This is a genomic window from Actinobacillus indolicus, from assembly GCF_004519515.1.
In the GTDB taxonomy this organism is placed as follows: Bacteria; Pseudomonadota; Gammaproteobacteria; order Enterobacterales; family Pasteurellaceae; genus Glaesserella; species Glaesserella indolica_A.
Genome location: NZ_CP038145.1, coordinates 2,203,718 through 2,223,372, shown reverse-complemented (window position 1 = coordinate 2,223,372; position 19,655 = coordinate 2,203,718). Strand labels below are relative to the sequence as shown.

Below are 19,655 nucleotides of genomic sequence, written 5' to 3'. Positions count from 1 at the left end.
ATTGCTAACGGACTTCATGCAATTCTGCAGAAAGTTGCTGATTATGCTTTTCGAGCTCAGGTAACAGTTTTGACATTTCACCTAATGATGAGAGCGCAGTTGCATCTTTTTGGTGATTACCATTACCCCAACCGTTTTCTTTATGCCATAAAGTTGCCCAAATCCATAAGAAAGGCCAAATGACGTGTAAGGTAAAAAGACTGACCCAACCCGCATAATGAATCGCTTCTAAATGTGGATGGTTACGCTTTTTAGCAATTTCGTAGGGAATATCATGAATGGCAATGATCGCATAGAAAATGACGATACTTGCAAAGATCAGAAAAAATAAGGCTAAATAATCCAGTGCCATATTTGCTTTCCTTTAAAACAGACATACGTCCGATATATACACACAACAAAACAAACGGTATTTTTGTAAATACCGTTTACTTCACCATACAAGCGGTCAGATTTCAGGAATTTTTTGCAAAATACTCTTTAGATCCGACCGCTTGTAATAAAGGGCGAAACAAATTCGCCCTTAAAACTTTTAATTAAATTGAGCGTTTAATTTCAACGACTTCAAATACTTCGATTTGGTCGCCGACTTTCACGTCGTTGTAGTTTTTCACGCCGATACCACATTCCATACCGTTACGTACTTCCGATACGTCATCTTTGAAACGACGGAGAGACTCTAACTCACCTTCAAAAATCACCACGTTGTCACGTAATACGCGAATTGGGTTGTTACGTTTAACGATACCTTCTGTCACCATACAACCTGCGATTGCACCGAATTTCGGATGACGGAACACATCACGCACTTCTGCCAAGCCAATGATTTCTTGCTTGAATTCAGGCTGTAACATACCGCTCATTGCCGCTTTGATTTCATTCAATAGTTCATAAATGATTGAGTAGTAGCGTAAGTCGATATTTTCGCTTTCGATGATACGACGCGCTGAAGCATCCGCACGAACGTTAAAGCCGAGAACGATAGCGTTAGATGCTGCTGCTAAAGTTGCATCCGTTTCAGTAATACCACCTACACCAGAACCAACGACTTTCACTTTCACTTCTGCCGTTGAAAGTTCATGTAATGCTTGAACAATCGCTTCCACAGAACCTTGTACGTCCGCTTTCACAATCACGTTCAATTCAGCCACATCGCCTTCCGCCATATTGCTGAACATATTTTCAAGTTTCGCTTTTTGTTGGCGAGCTAATTTCACATCACGGAATTTACCCTGACGGTATAACGCCACTTCACGCGCTTTCTTCTCATCACGAACAACGGTTGCTTCATCACCCGCTGCTGGCACACCAGAAAGGCCTAATACTTCCACCGGAATAGACGGGCCTGCTGCTTCGATCTCTTTACCGTTTTCATCACGCATCGCACGAACACGACCGTATTCAAAACCACAAAGTACGATATCGCCTTTGTTTAACGTACCTGATTGAACAAGGATAGTTGCAACTGGGCCACGACCTTTATCGAGGTAAGACTCGATAACCACACCGCTTGCCATCCCTTCTTTCACTGCCGTTAATTCTAAAACTTCAGACTGAAGAAGGATGGCTTCTAATAAGTCGTCAATACCCATACCTTTTTTCGCTGACACTGGTACAAATTGCACATCGCCACCGAATTTCTCAGATACCACTTCGTGTTGGAGTAACTCTTGCTCTACACGATCTGGGTTGGCTTCTGGTTTATCGATTTTGTTCACGGCAACCACAATTGGCGCGCCCGCAGCTTTGGCGTGTTGGATCGCCTCGATCGTTTGTGGCATCACACCATCATCTGCTGCAACGACAAGGACTACGATATCCGTTGCTTTCGCACCACGTGCACGCATAGACGTAAACGCTGCGTGTCCTGGAGTATCTAAGAAGGTAATCATCTTACCATCATCAGTTTCCACGTGATATGCACCGATATGCTGAGTAATACCACCTGCTTCACCTGCCGCCACTTTGGCTTTACGAATGTAGTCAAGTAAGGATGTTTTACCGTGGTCAACGTGACCCATGATGGTTACAACCGGCGCACGTGTTACCAATTCCGCATTGGTATCACGATCTTCCATTACCGCTTCTTCTAATTCATTTTCTTTACGCAGAATAACTTTGTGGCCCATTTCTTCTGCGACAAGTTGTGCAGTTTCTTGGTCGATCACTTGGTTAATCGTCACCATCTCGCCCATTTTCATCATGGTTTTGATGATTTCAGTCGCTTTTACTGCCATTTTGTTCGCAAGTTCTGCAACAGTGATGGTCTCACCGATAACAACATCACGGGTTACCGCTTGAGCAGGCTTAGTAAAGGCTTGTTGTAATGCACTGCCTTTCTTCGCTTGTTTGCCTTTGCCTTTCATGTCTTTTTGGTTACGACGATCTGCGCTACGCTCGTTTTTATCGTCTTCACGACCACCTTTCTTGGTTTTCGCTACTCCACCTTTACCACGCCCACGATTACCTTCACTACGGCGATCTGAATCACGATCCGCTTCAAGAGCATATTTAGAGGTAAAGCGATCATCTTCATAATCTTCACCCGATTCGTTTGCTTCTTCACGAGCAATTTCTGCTAAACGACGTGCATTTTCTGCAGCACGTTTTGCTTCCATTTCTGCTTTTTGACGAGCTAGCTCTTCTTGTTTACGACGAAGTTCTGCTTCTTCTTTACGTTTTGCTTCTTTTTCAGGATCAACGGCTTTTTCTTGTTTTGGTTGAGCTTCTACTTTTTGTTGAGCAGGTTTTGGCTGTTTATTTGGCATTACTGGCACTTGGTGTACTGCTTTCTTCGCCTCTTCCTTCGCTTTCGCTTCTGCTGCAGCTTTCTCTTTAGCTGCCTTTTCAGCTGCTTCTTTTTCTGCTTTCGCTTTTGCTTCAGCTTCTTGTTTCGCTTTTAATGCTTCTTCTTGAGCTTTCTTAGCGGCTTCAGTATCTACTTTGCGAGATTTACGCACTTCCACTTGTACTTCTTTCGCTTTACCGCCTGCGGTCGTACCGCTCACGGTTGTTTTAGTACGACGCTGTAAACTTAACTTCTTCGGTGCGTCAGTTTTGATTTCATTTTCACTCATGCTTTCTCTCCCTATTCTTAGCTAAACCAACAGATTTGACGTGCAGCCATGATTAATTCACCCGCTTTTTCTGCAGTTAATTCTTCAATGTCTGCTAAATCATCAACGCCTTGTTCTGCAAGCTCTTCAAGGGTGGTAATTTGTTTTTCTGCTAATTTGAATGCGATATGGCGATCCATACCTTCAAGATTTAATAATTTATCTTCAATATGCGCTTGTTTTAACGCTTCTTCTTCTGCCAATGCTTGAGCTGTTAACACATTTTTTGCACGTGTTTGAAGTTCTTCGACTAAATCTTCATCTTCTAAACCATCAATCGCCGTTAATTCACTGACTGGCACATACGCAAGTTCTTCAAGGCTAGTGAAGCCTTCTTCGATTAAGATATGAGCAAATTCTTCATCAATTTCTAAAGCATCCATAAAGAGATTAATTACTTTATTATCTTCTGCTTGATGTTTTTTATCTAACTCATCAGTTGTCATCACATTGAGTGTCCAACCTGTTAATTGTGTCGCTAAACGAACGTTTTGACCATTACGACCAATCGCTTGTGCTAGTGCTGTTGGCTCAACAGCAATGTCCATTGAGTGATTATCTTCATCCACAACGATTGAGCTCACATCTGCTGGTGCCATTGCGTTAATCACGAACTGTGCTGGATTATCGTCCCATAACACGATATCCACACGCTCACCGCCTAATTCATTGGTAATCGCTTGAACGCGCGCACCACGCATACCGACACAAGCACCTACTGGATCAATACGTTTGTCATTGCTTTTCACCGCAATTTTGGCACGTGAACCTGGATCACGAGAAGCACCTTTGATTTCAATCACTTCTTCGCCGATTTCAGGCACTTCGAGTTTGAATAACTCTTGTAACATCACCGGTTTCGCACGGGTAACGAATAGTTGTGGACCTTTTGATTCAGGTTTAATCGCATAAAGTACGCCACGTACACGGTCGCCCGGACGGAAGTTTTCACGTGGTAACATATCTTCACGCACAATCACCGCTTCCGCTTGATTGCCGAGATCTAAGATAATTTGCTCACGGCTTACTTTTTTCACGGTTGCAGTGATAATGCTGTTCAATTGACCACGGAACTGTTCAATCACTTTGTTGCGTTCTGCTTCACGAATTTTCGTGCTAATTACTTGGCGAGCCGTTTGCATTGTGATACGGTCAAAAGCAATTGACTCAATTTCATCTTCAACATAGTCACCTAATTGAATATTTGGATCTTCAAACTGAGCCGCTTCTAAGGTAATTTCACGTGTGTGGTGATGCACTTTTTCAACCACTAACCAACGACGGTAGGTGGTAAATTCACCGGTTTTACGATCAATCACAACACGCACATCAATATCAATGCCGTTGCCTGTTTTACGATCTTCACGCTCTGCCGCTGCTTTTTTTCTAGTTGAAATCGCTAGCGCAGTTTCAAGTGCTTCAAAAATCGCATCTTTTGGTAATAATTTTTCATTGGATACCGCTTCTGCGGCTAATAAAATCTCTTTGCTCATTGGTTTTGATTTCCTTAGAAATTAAAAACGGGGATTAAATTTGCTTTTTGAATGTTGCCAAAGACAAAAGCCTGCAAATTGCCATCAACTTTTAAGGTAATTAAATCACCTTCAACACTCACTAATTCACCTTGCCATTTACGACGATCTAACATTGGAATACGTAAATGAATCACGATTTCACGCCCAACAAAACGTTGATAGTGGGCTAATGTAAATAATGGGCGATCTAAACCAGGGGAAGAAACCTCTAGGTTATATTTATCCGTAATCGGATCTTCCACATCAAAAATCGCACTCACTTGACGGCTGACATCGCTACAATCGTCGATAGTCACGCCACCTTCTTTATCAATATATAAACGAACGGTTAAAAAACGGCCTGCACGTTGGCATTCGATGCCAACAAGTTCAAATCCCATTGCATCAATAGAATCAGCGACAAGCTCTTGTAATTTTTGTTCTAACGTTGCCAAGGAAACCTCCATTTGACAGATGTAAAAAAAGGACTTAAAAAAGTCCCTTTAAAACAACAAAGCTGACTATTTGCCACAAAAAAGCCTCAAACTACAACAGTTGAGGCTTTCAAGCGGTTTGTTTTGGTTAAAACTTTACAAATTCAAAGTCTTAAATAAAACAAAACTCATCGTTTTAAACAAAACGATGAGCCATAAAACTGGTTGCGGGGGCCGGATTTGAACCGACGGCCTTCGGGTTATGAGCCCGACGAGCTACCAAGCTGCTCCACCCCGCGTCTGATGTGATGCATTATAGGGATTTAAAAAATCCGTGCAACTGTTTTTTTACAATTCTCGAATAAATGCTAAATTTTTAGTCAAAACCCAAGACTAATCTATGTATAATGCTTTTCTCTTCATCAATCTTTGGAACATTTATGCAACCGCTCAATCCCTTACCCTTTCCACCTACTCGGCGATTTTTAAATTCTGTCTCAGCAGCATTTCTTTTAGTGATTTTTATGACGGGGCTTGCTGGGGCTTTACGAGTGCCTGCATTAACTGTCTATTTACATAATGAAGTGACGAGCGATCCAATGCTCGTTGGACTTTTTTACTCCGTCAATTCCTTGATGGCAATGATTTTAAGTCAAATTGTGGCTTATTTCTCGGATAAACATCCAAATCGCAAACGTATCATCACCATAAGCTGTTTTATGCAACTATTAAGTTGTTTATTATTTGCGTTTAACCGTGATTATTACGTTCTACTCTTTTTAGGTACATTACTCGTAGGGTTAGGCTCATCAGCCACATCACAACTTTTTGCTTACTCAAGGGAATACAGTGAAACACAGCATCGAGACAGTACGATGTTTAATACCGTCTTACGTGCTCAGCTTTCATTGGCTTGGATTGTCGGACCGCCTTTAGCCTATTTTTTATCGGATCATTTTGGCTTCACCTTTATGTATGTCGCGGCGGCAACTATTTTTGTCGTTTCGATCATTATTGTTTGGTTAATGTTGCCACAAGCGGTCAGTTCCGATCAAAAATTTGCAAATTCAGCCACAGATGAGCCATTACGTGATGACGGTATTATCAGTAACCGAAAATCTGTTATTTACCTCAGCATCACTTGCCTTTTAGTTTGGACCTGTAACAGCATGATGTTTATCAATATGCCAATTTACTTAGTTGAACTGGGATTACCCCAACGATTAGCCGGTATTATGATGGGAACGGCTGCTGGCATTGAAATTCCTGTGATGTTAATTGCAGGCTACTGTACCCGTTTTATCAGTAAAAAAAGTTTAATGTTGGTCGGTATTGTGGCTGGATTGGCTTACTATGTCGGTATGAGTGTCGCCCAAACGGAATGGCAACTCTTAGCCATTCAAGCATTTAACGGCTTATTTATCGGGATTCTCGCTTCTATTGGCATGATCTACTTCCAAGATTTAATGCCTTATAAAATGGGAACAGCCACTACGCTATTTACGAATACTGGTTCAGCTAGTTGGATTGTCGCAGGGCAATTAGCAGGTATTATGGCAAGCCAATTTGGCTATCAAAGCACTTGGTGGCTGGCTTGTGGCTTCTGCGCTTTAGCATTATTGACTATGCTTAAAGTCAGAAAAATCTAAGATGGACAAATATCCATAAATAAGCGAAAATCTTGCCATTAGGACGCTACATCAGCGTCCATTTTATTTCTAACACGATTAATGAGTTTAATATTCCAATGACCATAGAAACCAATTACGAAGGCGTTGAACAGATGCCGATTAAGCGTTTTAGTGAAGACGCTTATCTCAATTACTCCATGTATGTCATTATGGATCGTGCCTTACCTTTTATTGGTGACGGTCTAAAACCCGTACAGCGTCGTATTATCTACGCGATGTCGGAATTAAACTTAAACCCTTCATCTAAATATGTCAAAGCAGCTAGAACAGTCGGTGATGTATTAGGTAAATTCCATCCCCACGGCGATATTGCCTGTTACGGTGCAATGGTCGGAATGGCGCAAGATTTTACCTTTCGCTATCCTTTAATCGACGGTCAAGGAAACTGGGGAAGTACCGAAGACAACGCAGCACATTACCGTTATACCGAAGCTCGCTTAACCAAAATTTCAGCGATTTTATTATCAGAGCTTGATCAGGGTACTGTAGATTTCAAACCTAACTTTGATGGTTCAAGAAATGAACCCGTTACTTTCCCTGCTCGTTTACCCCACATTTTGCTAAACGGTTCAACAGGTATCGCCGTTGGAATGGCAACGGATATTCCGCCACACAATATCAATGAGCTTGCAGCGGCATCTGTAAAATTATTAGATAATCCGACCGCTTGTTTAGACGATATTTTAGAGGTTGTGCAAGGGCCTGATTTCCCAACGGAAGCAGAAATTATCACACCGCGCGCAGAGATTGCTAAAATCTATGAGCAAGGTAAAGGCTCAATTAAAATGCGTGCTATCTGGCAAAAAGAAGATAGCAACATTGTCGTTTCTGCCTTGCCACATCAAGCTTCACCCGCGAAAATTATTGAGCAGATTGCAAACCAAATGCGCAATAAAAAATTGCCTATGGTGGATGAAATTCGAGATGAGTCCAACCAAGAAAATCCAATTCGAATTGTGATTGAACCACGCTCAAATCGGATCGACTATGATGAATTAATGAATCATCTCTTTGCAACGACTGATTTGGAAAAAAGCTATCGTGTCAATATGAATATGATTGGGCTTGACGGCAAACCTGCGGTGAAAAATCTGTTAACCATATTGACAGAATGGCTTGAATTCCGTCGCACAACGGTAACTCGCCGTTTAAATTATCGCCTAGATAAAATTATTAGCCGACTTCATATCCTTGAAGGTTTAATGATTGCCTTTCTAAACATTGATGAAGTGATTGAGATCATTCGCAATGAAGACAATCCAAAAGCTGAACTCATGGCTCGTTTTAATTTAAGTGATGAACAAGCCGAAGCGATCCTAAATCTTCGCTTACGTCATTTAGCGAAATTAGAAGAGCATGAATTAAAAGCAGAACAGCAAAAATTAGAAGAAGAACGTGAATATCTACAAGGTATTTTAGGTTCAGCTCGCCGTTTAAATAGCTTAATCAAAAAAGAAATTGAAGCCGATGCCAAAGCCTTTGCAAGTCCACGCCGTTCACCATTAGTAGAACGTGCGGAAGCGAAAGCGATTTCAGAAAGCGACCTAACGCCAACAGAACCAGTTACTGTTATTCTTTCAGAAAAAGGCTGGGTACGTTGCGCGAAAGGACACGACATTGATGTTCAAAATCTAAGCTATAAAGCAGGCGATAGTTATCTCGCCCATGCTTATGGTAAAAGTAATCAGCCTGTTGTGTTTATCGACAGCACAGGTCGAAGCTATGCCCTTGACCCATTAAGTCTGCCGTCCGCTCGCTCTCAAGGTGAACCAATTACAGGTAAAATCACCTTACCTGAAGGGGCAACTGTGGAATATGTGTTAATGTCAGAAGAAAACCATAAAGTCTTAATGGCATCTGACTCAGGTTATGGCTTTATTTGTCAATTTGAAGACTTAGTTTCCCGAAACAAAGCAGGGAAAGCGGTGATTTCATTAACTGAAAATGCAAAAGTGTTACCACCACAACTGCTCAATGACGAAGATAAAAATCTTCTCGTTGCAATGAGCAATGTTGGCAGAATGTTAGTGTTCCCTGTTTCTGATTTGCCTGAATTATCCAAAGGCAAAGGAAATAAAATCATCAACATTTCAACACAAGGGGCAAAAGAGCGCGCAGAGCTACTTTCTCGATTACTATTGATTCGCCCAACCAGTTCTCTCGTCTTTGTATCAGGAAAACGTAAGATTACCCTGAAGGCAAGCGATATTGAAAATTATCGAGGAGAGCGAGCAAGAAAAGGCTCACAACTTCGTGGATTAAATGGGAATTCTGAAGTCGAAATTGTAGACTAATAGGTATATTACAAGCGGTAAGATTTATGCCTAAATTTGCAAATTAGGGTTAGGATCTTACCGCTTGTATTCCACATTGTATGCTGTAAAAAATCCTTATGGGGAAAAAATCTATATTTTCAAAGTTTCTAATAAGGTTGAATTATAAACAGCATACTTTGTGGAACAACACCATTTAAGTTAAATAGAGTTTAAGATCTCTCAAAAATGAATTAAATCTTTCTATGATTATAGTTTTTATAATAGGTATATTTTCTTGTGTATTTTCATAATTAAAATAATGATCTTTATATAATTTAAAATAGAAATATAGATTTTCCCTACTTCTAATACATCTTTTCATAAAATCATCAAAAGTTTCTTCTAAAGTAAAATTATTTCTACTTTCTAACTTCCCACTTAATACAAGATCATAAAATAAATCAATATTTATATTCTCACAAAAATAAACATCCTCTAACAATATACTATCTAATGAACTAATAAAACTAGGAATGTAAGTTGGAGAATTTAAAGTTCCTAATTTAAACCCATCAACAATCAAAACAAGATTGGCCATGTTTTTTGAATATGTATTAAGATCTATTTCAATATAGATCTCTTTATTTCCTATTTGTTTCATATTTTTTACCTTTTTAATTCCGTAGGAACATCTGTAATTTTAATGGCTCTTGTTTCGCCTTTTGAGGTCTTCCCATTAGTTGAACCATTCCAATGAAAATTACCATTGCCATCATCTTGAAATCTATGATAAATAGTTTTACCGTCTTTTAGTTCAACAGCCCATCTATTATTTGGATCACTTTTAACTGCAATACTTTTATTCCATAGCTCTATATGATTCTCTGGTAAAACCGATTTAGTTGAATTATAAGTAACATTTCCCCCACCTTTAGACATTCATTTAAAATTTTGAGGATTAAACTTTTTACTCAGCGCCGATATTGGTGCCATTACATTAATCTAGAGTATTTACATTAAAAACAACGACCTGAGAAAACATATTTTCTGACTCAAAAAACACGAGCATTCTATAAGGAGAATCAGAGCCATCAATATCCTTTAACCAACTTACATTAACATTTAAATCTTCAGAACCAAATATAAAACCATTATCTCTAAATATCTTATTAACATCACTCCACTCTCCTGGAGGATGACTAAATAAGGTAGAAATAAACTTTTTAGAATGCTTATAAATTAAAAACTCATCCACTATGTAATAAAATAAAACTTCCTTTAACCCTGTATTATCTAAGTCTTCAATCATATAAATTTCCCTCATTTAATATACTTTCTAATATTTTCTATTTCCCAGTAGCTCCTCTAATAACATATCGCCCATCCTCTTGCATAAAAATATCCGAATCTCTAGCTCTTTGCAGAACATTCATAACCATGCCTACGTTTCTACCTTGTAATTTACGCTCTTGAGCATGCTTACCTAAAGTTAGATTACAACACTTATCATTATGCACCCATATAGTTGTCTAATAAAGCAATCCTTGATGACTAAATCATTGTCACAATAATATCTCACATACTAACTTTTAACATAATAGAAAAATCCCTATTGCGTAAAATTTCAATAGGGATTTTAACGTTTTCTATCTTTCAATAAGATAAATTACTTAGTTTGCGCCTTAACCGCAGCAAATGCCACCATGTTAATAATACGACGAACTGAAGAGACTGGGTTAAGAATATGTGCAGACTTATTCATCCCTAATAAAATCGGGCCGACCGTAATTGCCGTGGTCGTTGCACGTAATAAGTTATAGCTAATACGGGCTGCTTCCATATTTGGCATAACAAGTAAATTTGCAGAACCTTTTAATGGGCTGTCTGGCATATAATCATGACGGAGTTTTTCAGATAAGGCTAAATCTCCGTGCATTTCACCGTCAATCATTAAATCAGGATCTCTTGCTTGAACTAACTCTAACACTTTACGCATTTTTGGCGCACCTAATTGGTTTGATGAGCCGTAATTAGAGTGAGAAAGCAAGGCAACCGCAGGTTCAATACCAAAGCGTCTAATCTCACGAGAAGCCATTAAGGTAATTTCTGCAAGCTCTTCTGCCGTTGGATCTGCATTAACATAAGTATCGGTAATAAAGACGTTCCCTGTTGGTAACACTAAACTGTTTAATGCTGCAGGGACTTTGACACTCTCTTTAACACCGATAATATCTTTAATCGCTTCTAAATGACGACTGTAAGTGCCGAATAATCCACAGACTAAGCCATCAGCGTAGCCCATTTCAACTAATAATGATGCAATTACCGTGGTATTTGATGTGGTCACACGTTTTGCAATGGCTTCGGTAATACCACGACGTTTCATAAGGCTGTAGTAACGTTTCCAAAGCGCTTCATGGTATTCATTATGCTCATTATCCACAATGTCAAAATCTTGCCCAGCCACAATGTGTAAGCCCAATTTTTTGATTTTGGCATTAATTACATCTGGACGGCCAATTAGAATTGGATAGGCTAATCCCATTGAAACGACTTCTTGTGTTGCATGTAACACTTTATCTTCTTCACCTTCAGCCAATACAATGCGTTTAATTTCAGCTTTCGCTTGGCTGAAAATTGGTTTCATAAAGAGATTGGTTTTATACACAAATTGAGTGAGTTTTTCGTGATACGCATCCCAGTCAGTAATTGGACGTGTTGCTACACCTGAATCCATTGCAGCTTTTGCCACAGCAGGGGCAATACGGACGATTAAACGAGGGTCAAATGGACGAGGAATAATATAATCTGCTCCAAAGGTTGTACCTTCACCGCCATAAGCTGATGTAACCACTTCATTTTGTTCTGCAAGGGCTAAATCTGCAATCGCATAAACCGCCGCACGTTTCATCTCTTCATTGATCGTTGTTGCACCTACATCTAAAGCACCACGGAAAATGAATGGGAAACAAAGTACGTTATTCACTTGGTTTGGATAGTCTGAGCGTCCTGTACACACTATTGCATCTGGACGAGCTGCTTTGGCTTCTGGTGGAGTAATTTCAGGATTTGGGTTTGCCAATGCTAAAATAATTGGATGTACTGCCATGGTGCGAACCATATCTTGCGTTAATGCCCCTGCAGCTGAGCAACCAAGGAAAATATCAGAATTTGGCATCGCATCTGCTAAGGTTCTCCAACCGTTATCTTCAATCGCATAGAGTTTTTTCGTTTCATCCATACGATCGTCACGATCTTTGTAAATCACCCCTTTTGAGTCACACACAACGATGTTTTCACGCTTCATACCTAAAGAAACAAGTAAGTTTAAGCATGCAATAGATGCAGCACCTGCACCGGATGCCACTAAACGCACCTCTTCAATTTTTTTGTCCACAATACGTAACGCATTAATTACTGCTGCGGCACTGATAATCGCTGTACCATGTTGGTCATCATGGAAGACTGGGATATTCATGCGTTCACGCAGTTTTTGTTCAATGTAGAAACACTCTGGGGCTTTGATATCTTCGAGATTGATACCGCCAAAGGTTGGCTCAAGGGATGCGATGATTTCGACCAGTTTTTCAGGATCTTTTTCATTGATTTCAATATCAAATACATCAATCCCTGCAAACTTTTTAAAGAGCACGCCCTTCCCTTCCATCACCGGTTTACCCGCTAAGGCACCGATATTCCCTAAACCAAGTACCGCTGTACCGTTTGAAATGACTGCAACCAAGTTTCCTTTTGAGGTATAGCGATAGGCTGCCGATGGATCTTTTTCGATTTCTAAACAAGGCTCGGCAACGCCTGGGGAATAAGCAAGAGCAAGGTCACGTTGAGTAGCAAGAGATTTGGTTGGGGTAACTTCAATTTTGCCTGGGATTGGAAATTCGTGGAAATCAAGCGCTGCTTGGCGTAATTTAGATTTGTCATCCATAGCTAAGTCCTTCTTTTTGAATGAAATAATTATGGCTATTTTACCTCAAATAGAGATGAATATTTTGTGACATAGTTCTAAATTTTTTAATTCATACGAAAAATAACACTTATGACAAAATGTGATCCTCATCACACTTTATGAAAATTTATTATATTTCTATTGATTTATAAAATTTGGTATAAACTTTTGCTTTTATGAAAAACAACAATATAAACTTTATAAAAACCTAATTTTTTTATAAAAACAGATTATTTATCTAAAAGTAATAAAAATAAAGCCAAAATCATCACTAGACAAGCGGTAAGATTTCTTGCAAAATCTGCAACATCTTGTTTGTAGCAACAAACCCTATTTTGTATTTAGTTGGAGGATTCAATGAAAAAACTTTCAGGAGCTGAAATGATTGTGCAATCCTTGCGTGACGAAGGCGTAGAATACGTATTCGGTTACCCAGGTGGCTCAGTTCTCGATATTTATGATGCAATTCACACCTTAGGTGGCATCAAACACGTCCTTGTTCGCCATGAACAAGCGGCTGTACACATGGCGGATGGTTATGCACGTTCAACAGGTAAAGTTGGCTGTGTGCTTGTGACATCAGGCCCAGGGGCAACCAATGCGATTACAGGCATCGCAACCGCTTATTCTGATTCTATTCCCCTTGTTGTTTTTTCAGGTCAAGTCCCTTCAAGCCTTATTGGAAGCGATGCTTTCCAAGAGTGTGATATGGTTGGTATCTCTCGCCCTGTGGTTAAACACAGTTTCCTTGTTACGAATCCTGAAGAAATTCCAGAGATTGTGAAAAAGGCATTCTATATTGCATCAACAGGTCGCCCTGGCCCAGTGGTTATCGATGTACCAAAAGATATGGTGAACCCAGCTAATAAATTTAGCTATCACTATCCAAAAGAAGTGTCATTACGCTCTTATAACCCAACCGTTCAAGGACACAAAGGACAAATTAAAAAAGCATTAAAAGCCATTTTAGTTGCGAAGAAACCTGTGTTATATGTTGGCGGTGGTGCAGTTATTTCAGAGTCAAATCAAGAACTTATTGAGTTTGCGCAAAAATTGAATTTGCCTGTCACAAGCTCATTAATGGGATTAGGCGCATATCCAAGTACCGATAAACAATTCCTTGGTATGCTCGGTATGCACGGCACTTATGAAGCCAACAATGCAATGCACGAAAGTGATTTAATTTTGGGTATCGGGGTACGTTTTGATGATCGTACCACCAATAATCTTGCGAAGTATTGCCCAAATGCCAAAGTGATTCATGTGGACATCGATCCTGCTTCTATCTCTAAAACTGTACCCGCTTACATTCCGATTGTGGGCGATGCAAAATTTGTATTAGAAGAATTTTTAGCATTGTTAGGTGAAGAAAATCTTGCAAAAAGTCAGGCAGATCTAACCGCTTGGTGGGAGCAAATTAACCAATGGCGAGCTCGCCAATGTCTTCGTTTTGAACAAGGTGAAGTGATTAAACCACAACAGGTGATTCAAACAATTTATAAACTAACAAAAGGCGATGCTTATGTCGCTTCTGATGTAGGTCAACATCAAATGTTTGCCGCACTACACTACCCGTTTGATAAACCACGCCGTTGGATCAATTCAGGTGGCTTAGGCACAATGGGCTTTGGCTTACCTGCGGCAATGGGCGTGAAATTTGCTCATCCTGAAGCAACGGTCGTTTGCGTAACAGGTGACGGCAGTATTCAAATGAATATTCAAGAGCTTTCAACGGCAAAACAATATGATACGCCAATCGTGATTGTCAGCTTAAATAACCGTTTCTTAGGCATGGTAAAACAGTGGCAAGACATTATTTATGCGGGTCGCCATTCTCATTCTTATATGGATTCATTACCTGACTTTATTAAACTTGCAGAAGCTTATGGTCATGTGGGAATTCAAATTAATACCCCTGATGAATTGGAAGAAAAATTAGCTCAGGCATTTGCTATCAAAGATAAACTTGTTTTTGTAGATGTCCGAGTAGATGAAACCGAACACGTTTACCCGATGCAAATTCGTGGTGAATCAATGAAAGATATGATGTTAAGCAAAACGGAGAGAACAGATGCGTAGAACATTATCCGTCTTATTAGAAAATGAATCAGGGGCATTATCCCGTGTGGTTGGGTTATTCTCTCAACGTGGTTTTAACATTGAAAGCTTGACCGTAGCCCCGACTGATGATCCAAGTCTATCTCGTATGACGATTGTAGCTCAAGGCGATGAGCAAGTATTGGAGCAGATCGAAAAACAACTGCACAAACTGATTGATATTTTCAAGGTGATTAATTTAAGCCATTGTGAACATATTGAGCGTGAAGTGTTATTACTCAAAGTCCGTGCAGTTGGCTCGGTCAGAGATGAACTGAAACGTATGGCAGATATTTTCCGTGGTCAAATTGTCGATATTACGCCAAAACAATATACCATTCAGCTATCAGGAACGAGTGACAAACTTAATGCCTTTATTGATGCGGTGAAAACAGAAACAACGATTGTTGAAATTGTACGTTCAGGCGTGATTAGCCTTTCTCGTGGTGAGAAAAATAGTCTATAAAAATCTAAGGGGACTTTTGTCCCCTTTATTATCAATGCGCCTCATCCCAATTGCTTCCAACTCCGACTTCCGCAATTAACGGCACTTTAAGCTCAATCGCTTTTTCCATTTCGGCTTTAATCAGTTGGGTGTAATGCTCTACTCTGTCGGCTTTGACTTCAAAGACTAATTCATCGTGTACTTGCATAATCATTGCAATATCTTCGCAGTTTCGCACCGCTTGATCGATCCCGATCATTGCCACTTTGATAATGTCTGCCGCCGTGCCTTGCATTGGGGCGTTGATGGCAACACGTTCTGCCGCTTTGCGTCGCATTTGGTTGCTTGAGTTAATTTCAGGCAAATATAAACGACGACCAAATAGGGTTTCAACATAGCCTTTTTCAGCGGCTTTTTCACGAATGTCTAACATAAACTGTTGCACCGCTGGATAACGCTGGAAGTAAAGTTCCATATATTTTTTTGCATCGGTACGAGAAATGCCAAGTTGATTTGCCAAACCAAATTCAGACATTCCATAAATCAAACCGAAGTTAATCGCCTTGGCACTACGGCGTTGTTCACTGGTCACCGCTTCCAACGGCACGCCAAAAATTTCCGCCGCCGTAGAACGGTGAATGTCTTTACCTTCGGCAAAGGCTTTGATCATATTCGCATCATTAGCAAGATGGGCCATTATGCGTAACTCAATTTGCGAGTAGTCCGCCGCCAAAATCACATAGCCATCACGGGCGATAAAGGCTTGACGGATACGTCTGCCCTGCTCGTTGCGGATCGGAATATTTTGTAAATTCGGTTCGCTTGATGAAAGTCGCCCTGTTGCCGTCACCGCTTGATGATATGAAGTATGCACTCGCCCTGTTTGTGCGTTAATCATCTGCGGTAGTTTATCGGTGTAGGTCGATTTCAGCTTGCTCAAGCCACGATGTTCCATCAACAGCACCGGCACTTGGTGTCCCATTTGAGCCAGTTCTTCCAACACTTCTTCGTTCGTTGATGGCGCACCTTTCGGGGTTTTCTTCAAAATCGGTAAGCCGAGTTTGTTAAATAAAATCTCTTGCAGTTGTTTGGTAGACGCAAGGTTAAACACTTCACCAGCTTCTTGATGTACAAGGGTTTCAAGCTCTTTTAAACGTTGTTCGATCTCTACCGAATGTGCCAACAGTTTGGCAGGATCGATTAATACGCCGTTTCGTTCTACACGGGAAAGCACGCTCACCAACGGCATTTCTATCTGTTCAAACAGTTTCACCAATTCAGGCGTTTTTTGCAGTTCAGACCATAAGAGCTGGTGCAATTTCATTGTAATTTCGGCATCTTCCCCGGCATATTCTGTCGCTTTATCCAGTTCAATTTGATCGAAGGTAAGCTGATTTTTGCCCTTGCCTGCCAACTCTTCAAAAGGAATAGTTTGATGTCCCAAATAACGCTCTGCCAAATCGTCCATATTGTGACGACCGGTGCTGTCTAGGGTGTAAGATTGCAACATCGTATCAAAAGCAACCCCTTGTAGCTCAATGCCATTGCGGGCAAAAATCGTTAAATCGTATTTGATATTCTGCCCAATTTTGCGGATATTTAGGTTCTCTAAAATCGGTTTTAGCTGTGCCAAACAGTCTGCTTTGTTCAACTGGTTAGGCAGTAACGCTTCGATTTCATCGAGCTCCGTTTTACTTTCACCAAACAGATCCACTTGGGTCGGCTGTGCAATTTTGCCTTTGTGTGCCAGCGGAATGTAGCACGCTTCGCCATTTTCTAAGCCAAACGAAATCCCGACTAAATTCGCTTGCATTGCATCTAAATTATCTGTTTCGGTATCCACTGCCACAAGCTCTGCCATTTGCAATTTTGCTAGCCATTTGGTAAACAGCTCAGGGCTGTTCACGCAATCGTAAGCGGTACGATCTATCGAAATTTTTGCAAAAGGTGCAGATTTTTGTTCAGCACTGACCGCTTGTGTGGCTTGATAATTGTTCGGGATTTTCTCTGCTGATGTTTGTGTCACTGGATTTGCGTCATTCATCACTTCGTTCAGCCAGCGTTTAAATTCATAGCGACCAAACAGTTCCACCAGTTGATCTCGCTGTTGGGGTTGAGTAAGAAGCTGATCGTAGGTGACATCAAGGGCAACATCGGTTTTGATTGTCGCTAATAGATAAGAGAGACCGGCCGTTTCTTTTTCTGCTTCCAGTTTTGGTGCAAAGGTTTTTGCCCCACGAAATGATAACTCTGCAACTTTGTCTAAATTTGCATAAATCGCTTGCATTGAGCCAATGCCTTGCAACAACGCAATCGCCGTTTTCTCACCCACACCTTTTACCCCAGGAATATTATCGGACGAGTCGCCCAATAAGGCTAAATAGTCGATGATCAACTCAGGCGGAATACCATATTTTTCAATCACGCCTTCACGATCTAACAAGGTATTGTTCATCGTGTTAATCAACATAATATGATCGTTCACCAGTTGAGCCATATCTTTATCGCCCGTACTGATTAAAACGTGCTTACCTGCTTGTGAAGCCTGCACCGCAAGCGTGCCAATCACATCATCAGCTTCCACCCCTTCAATCGACAACAGCGGAATACCCAATGCCTTAATCATTGCGTGCAAAGGTTGGATCTGCGAACGAAGCTCATCGGGCATCGGCGGACGGTGGGACTTATACTGTTCAAACAGCTCATCACGGAAAGTTTTCCCTTTCGCATCAAACACGACGGCAATATGGCTTGGCTCAACCTGTGCAATCAGGCTTTTTAACATATTCAGCACGCCATACATCGCCCCCGTTGGCTCACCTTGTTTGTTAGTTAAAGGGGGAAATGCGTGGAATGCACGATATAAATAGGACGAACCGTCCACTAAAACGAGCGGATTTTGTGCGATTGTTGCCATTTGAACTCTCTTTGATCTAAATAATTTGGGCTATTATAGCGAAAGTGGGGGGATTAAAGAAAAGGTTTGTTTATAAGAAAAAAGAATAAGGGGCTGTCCTAGATAACTAACTTAGACTGCCCTTAACTAATTGTTTTAGAATGGAAATTTGAGATTTTAAGTTACTGTGATTAAAACGCCATTCGCATTCCTTCAAATACAACTCAAAATGTGCTTTGGGAATACCGTTAAACTTGCGTAAATGACGTTTAGCTTGGTTCCAAAAATTCTCAATTCCGTTTATATGATTTTGTTTTTCTGCGAAATGAGTACTGTGATTGATACGAAAATGATTAAACTCACTCACATCAAGAACATCATAGCTTCGATAAAAATCGGTGTAAACAATGCTGTCAGGCTTCACCTTTTCTCGAATAATCGGTAAAAGTGTCGCAGATTGAGTATTCGGTACAACGACGGTATACACCTTACCATCACGCTTTAAAAGCCCGAATACAGCGGTTTTACCCACAGCTCCACGACCTCGTTTACCTTTGCGAGTGCCGCCAAAATAGCTTTCATCGGCTTCAATTTCACCTTCAAACATCTCCATATGTGGGCTGTTTTGATAGATAAGCAATCGCAGACGATAGAAGTAATAGGCTGCTGTCGTTTTATTTACATTTACCAACTCAGCCGCTGTTCGAGCAGTGACACCTGCCACAAACAGCTCAATGAGTTTATTTTGTTTATGCTGACTTAGACGACTTTTTCTCATTTGGTTATTTTAACCTAAAATAGAGCTTTTAGTCGTTATCTAGGACAGCCCCAAGAATAAAGACGGGCAAATCCCGTCTATTATTTTATTTAGGTTTATGCTTATTAGGATCGTAAGTTTGAATCTTATAAGAGGCATACATTAACAATAAACCTACAAAAAATAAGAATATCAGTAGTTCTACTGGCATTAAACATCCTCCTCTTTAATTGTTAAACGAGTAACATTTTCTCGTAAAGCTTTGGCTGAAATTAGAGCATAGTAGGCAATAAATAGCAATACAGCTATTGAAATACCTTTAAATTGAATACTCTCTTTGCCAAAGAAAATGACAGGAATGGCTAATATAGAAACTTTGGTAAAATCTTCTAACATTTTAGCCCATGAATCAATCGTTTCTTTTTTGGTTGGAAATTTGAATAAGTTCCACATATATTCTCCACTACGAATCAGATCAAGCGGTAC

The 19,655-nt window shown here is 40.3% G+C and carries 15 protein-coding genes and 1 tRNA gene; 4 read left to right on the top strand and 12 right to left on the bottom strand.

Going from position 1 to position 19,655, the window contains the following annotated elements:
• Window positions 1-4: 4 nt before the first annotated feature.
• From EXH44_RS10845 to EXH44_RS10825, 5 genes are all read right to left on the bottom strand, one after another.
• Window positions 5-352: a DUF3302 domain-containing protein gene (locus EXH44_RS10845; protein ID WP_162857486.1), complete on the bottom strand. Its 348-nt coding sequence runs from the start codon at window positions 350-352 to the stop codon at window positions 5-7.
• Window positions 353-536: 184 nt separating this feature from the next.
• The gene (gene infB, locus EXH44_RS10840; protein WP_162857485.1) at window positions 537-3,077 is read right to left on the bottom strand and encodes a translation initiation factor IF-2; all 2,541 of its coding nucleotides are present in this window, start codon (window positions 3,075-3,077) and stop codon (window positions 537-539) included.
• Between the two features lie 17 nt (window positions 3,078-3,094).
• Entirely contained in the window at window positions 3,095-4,609 is a 1,515-nt protein-coding gene (gene nusA / locus EXH44_RS10835; RefSeq protein WP_162857484.1) for a transcription termination factor NusA, read from the bottom strand.
• 14 nt (window positions 4,610-4,623) lie between these two features.
• Complete coding sequence (rimP, locus tag EXH44_RS10830; protein WP_162857483.1) at window positions 4,624-5,085, bottom strand: ribosome maturation factor RimP; 462 nt, start codon at window positions 5,083-5,085, stop codon at window positions 4,624-4,626.
• Between the two features lie 201 nt (window positions 5,086-5,286).
• Window positions 5,287-5,363, bottom strand: a tRNA-Met gene (locus EXH44_RS10825).
• Between the two features lie 141 nt (window positions 5,364-5,504).
• Between EXH44_RS10825 and EXH44_RS10820 the strand changes: the two genes are divergently transcribed.
• Window positions 5,505-6,713, top strand: coding sequence for an MFS transporter (locus tag EXH44_RS10820; RefSeq protein ID WP_162857482.1), 1,209 nt, complete (start codon window positions 5,505-5,507; stop codon window positions 6,711-6,713).
• A 98-nt stretch (window positions 6,714-6,811) separates the two neighbouring features.
• A complete protein-coding gene (gene parC / locus EXH44_RS10815; RefSeq protein ID WP_162857481.1) occupies window positions 6,812-9,049 on the top strand; it encodes a DNA topoisomerase IV subunit A in 2,238 nt (745 codons plus the stop codon).
• Between the two features lie 175 nt (window positions 9,050-9,224).
• Here parC and EXH44_RS10810 read toward each other — a convergent pair whose 3' ends face one another.
• From EXH44_RS10810 to EXH44_RS10795, 4 genes are all read right to left on the bottom strand, one after another.
• A complete protein-coding gene (locus EXH44_RS10810; RefSeq protein WP_208717147.1) occupies window positions 9,225-9,671 on the bottom strand; it encodes a hypothetical protein in 447 nt (148 codons plus the stop codon).
• 5 nt (window positions 9,672-9,676) lie between these two features.
• On the bottom strand, window positions 9,677-9,949 hold the full coding sequence (locus tag EXH44_RS10805) for a hypothetical protein (RefSeq protein ID WP_162857480.1): 273 nt from the start codon (window positions 9,947-9,949) through the stop codon (window positions 9,677-9,679).
• Window positions 9,950-10,007: 58 nt separating this feature from the next.
• Window positions 10,008-10,319, bottom strand: a complete 312-nt coding sequence (locus EXH44_RS10800; protein WP_162857479.1) for a hypothetical protein — start codon at window positions 10,317-10,319, stop codon at window positions 10,008-10,010.
• Window positions 10,320-10,676: 357 nt separating this feature from the next.
• Complete coding sequence (locus EXH44_RS10795) at window positions 10,677-12,953, bottom strand: NADP-dependent malic enzyme (protein WP_162857478.1); 2,277 nt, start codon at window positions 12,951-12,953, stop codon at window positions 10,677-10,679.
• 378 nt (window positions 12,954-13,331) lie between these two features.
• Here EXH44_RS10795 and EXH44_RS10790 point away from each other — a divergent pair, with 378 nt between their 5' ends.
• Window positions 13,332-15,053, top strand: coding sequence for an acetolactate synthase 3 large subunit (locus EXH44_RS10790; RefSeq protein ID WP_162857477.1), 1,722 nt, complete (start codon window positions 13,332-13,334; stop codon window positions 15,051-15,053).
• A complete protein-coding gene (gene ilvN / locus EXH44_RS10785) occupies window positions 15,046-15,537 on the top strand; it encodes an acetolactate synthase small subunit (protein WP_162857476.1) in 492 nt (163 codons plus the stop codon). The genes EXH44_RS10790 and ilvN overlap by 8 nt, the downstream gene beginning before the upstream one ends.
• Window positions 15,538-15,568: 31 nt before the next feature.
• On the opposite strand, the gene polA is transcribed toward ilvN, so the two are convergent.
• The 3 genes from polA to EXH44_RS10770 form a co-directional block, all read right to left on the bottom strand.
• The gene (polA, locus tag EXH44_RS10780) at window positions 15,569-18,433 is read right to left on the bottom strand and encodes a DNA polymerase I (RefSeq protein ID WP_162857475.1); all 2,865 of its coding nucleotides are present in this window, start codon (window positions 18,431-18,433) and stop codon (window positions 15,569-15,571) included.
• 106 nt (window positions 18,434-18,539) lie between these two features.
• Entirely contained in the window at window positions 18,540-19,190 is a 651-nt protein-coding gene (locus EXH44_RS10775) for an IS1595-like element ISHps3 family transposase (protein WP_162855999.1), read from the bottom strand.
• 189 nt (window positions 19,191-19,379) lie between these two features.
• A complete protein-coding gene (locus EXH44_RS10770; protein ID WP_162857474.1) occupies window positions 19,380-19,622 on the bottom strand; it encodes a hypothetical protein in 243 nt (80 codons plus the stop codon).
• Window positions 19,623-19,655 lie beyond the last annotated feature (33 nt).

What these genes read in the sequence shown, in the direction of transcription:
- EXH44_RS10845 (WP_162857486.1), bottom strand. Translation starts at nt 352, where the DNA reads ATGGCACTGGATTATTTAGCCTTATTTTTTCTGATCTTTGCAAGTATC.
- infB (WP_162857485.1), bottom strand. Translation starts at nt 3,077, where the DNA reads ATGAGTGAAAATGAAATCAAAACTGACGCACCGAAGAAGTTAAGTTTA.
- nusA (WP_162857484.1), bottom strand. Translation starts at nt 4,609, where the DNA reads ATGAGCAAAGAGATTTTATTAGCCGCAGAAGCGGTATCCAATGAAAAA.
- EXH44_RS10820 (WP_162857482.1), top strand. Translation starts at nt 5,505, where the DNA reads ATGCAACCGCTCAATCCCTTACCCTTTCCACCTACTCGGCGATTTTTA.
- parC (WP_162857481.1), top strand. Translation starts at nt 6,812, where the DNA reads ATGACCATAGAAACCAATTACGAAGGCGTTGAACAGATGCCGATTAAG.
- EXH44_RS10810 (WP_208717147.1), bottom strand. Translation starts at nt 9,671, where the DNA reads ATGAAACAAATAGGAAATAAAGAGATCTATATTGAAATAGATCTTAAT.
- EXH44_RS10805 (WP_162857480.1), bottom strand. Translation starts at nt 9,949, where the DNA reads ATGTCTAAAGGTGGGGGAAATGTTACTTATAATTCAACTAAATCGGTT.
- EXH44_RS10800 (WP_162857479.1), bottom strand. Translation starts at nt 10,319, where the DNA reads ATGATTGAAGACTTAGATAATACAGGGTTAAAGGAAGTTTTATTTTAT.
- EXH44_RS10795 (WP_162857478.1), bottom strand. Translation starts at nt 12,953, where the DNA reads ATGGATGACAAATCTAAATTACGCCAAGCAGCGCTTGATTTCCACGAA.
- EXH44_RS10790 (WP_162857477.1), top strand. Translation starts at nt 13,332, where the DNA reads ATGAAAAAACTTTCAGGAGCTGAAATGATTGTGCAATCCTTGCGTGAC.
- ilvN (WP_162857476.1), top strand. Translation starts at nt 15,046, where the DNA reads ATGCGTAGAACATTATCCGTCTTATTAGAAAATGAATCAGGGGCATTA.
- polA (WP_162857475.1), bottom strand. Translation starts at nt 18,433, where the DNA reads ATGGCAACAATCGCACAAAATCCGCTCGTTTTAGTGGACGGTTCGTCC.
- EXH44_RS10775 (WP_162855999.1), bottom strand. Translation starts at nt 19,190, where the DNA reads ATGAGAAAAAGTCGTCTAAGTCAGCATAAACAAAATAAACTCATTGAG.
- EXH44_RS10770 (WP_162857474.1), bottom strand. Translation starts at nt 19,622, where the DNA reads ATGTGGAACTTATTCAAATTTCCAACCAAAAAAGAAACGATTGATTCA.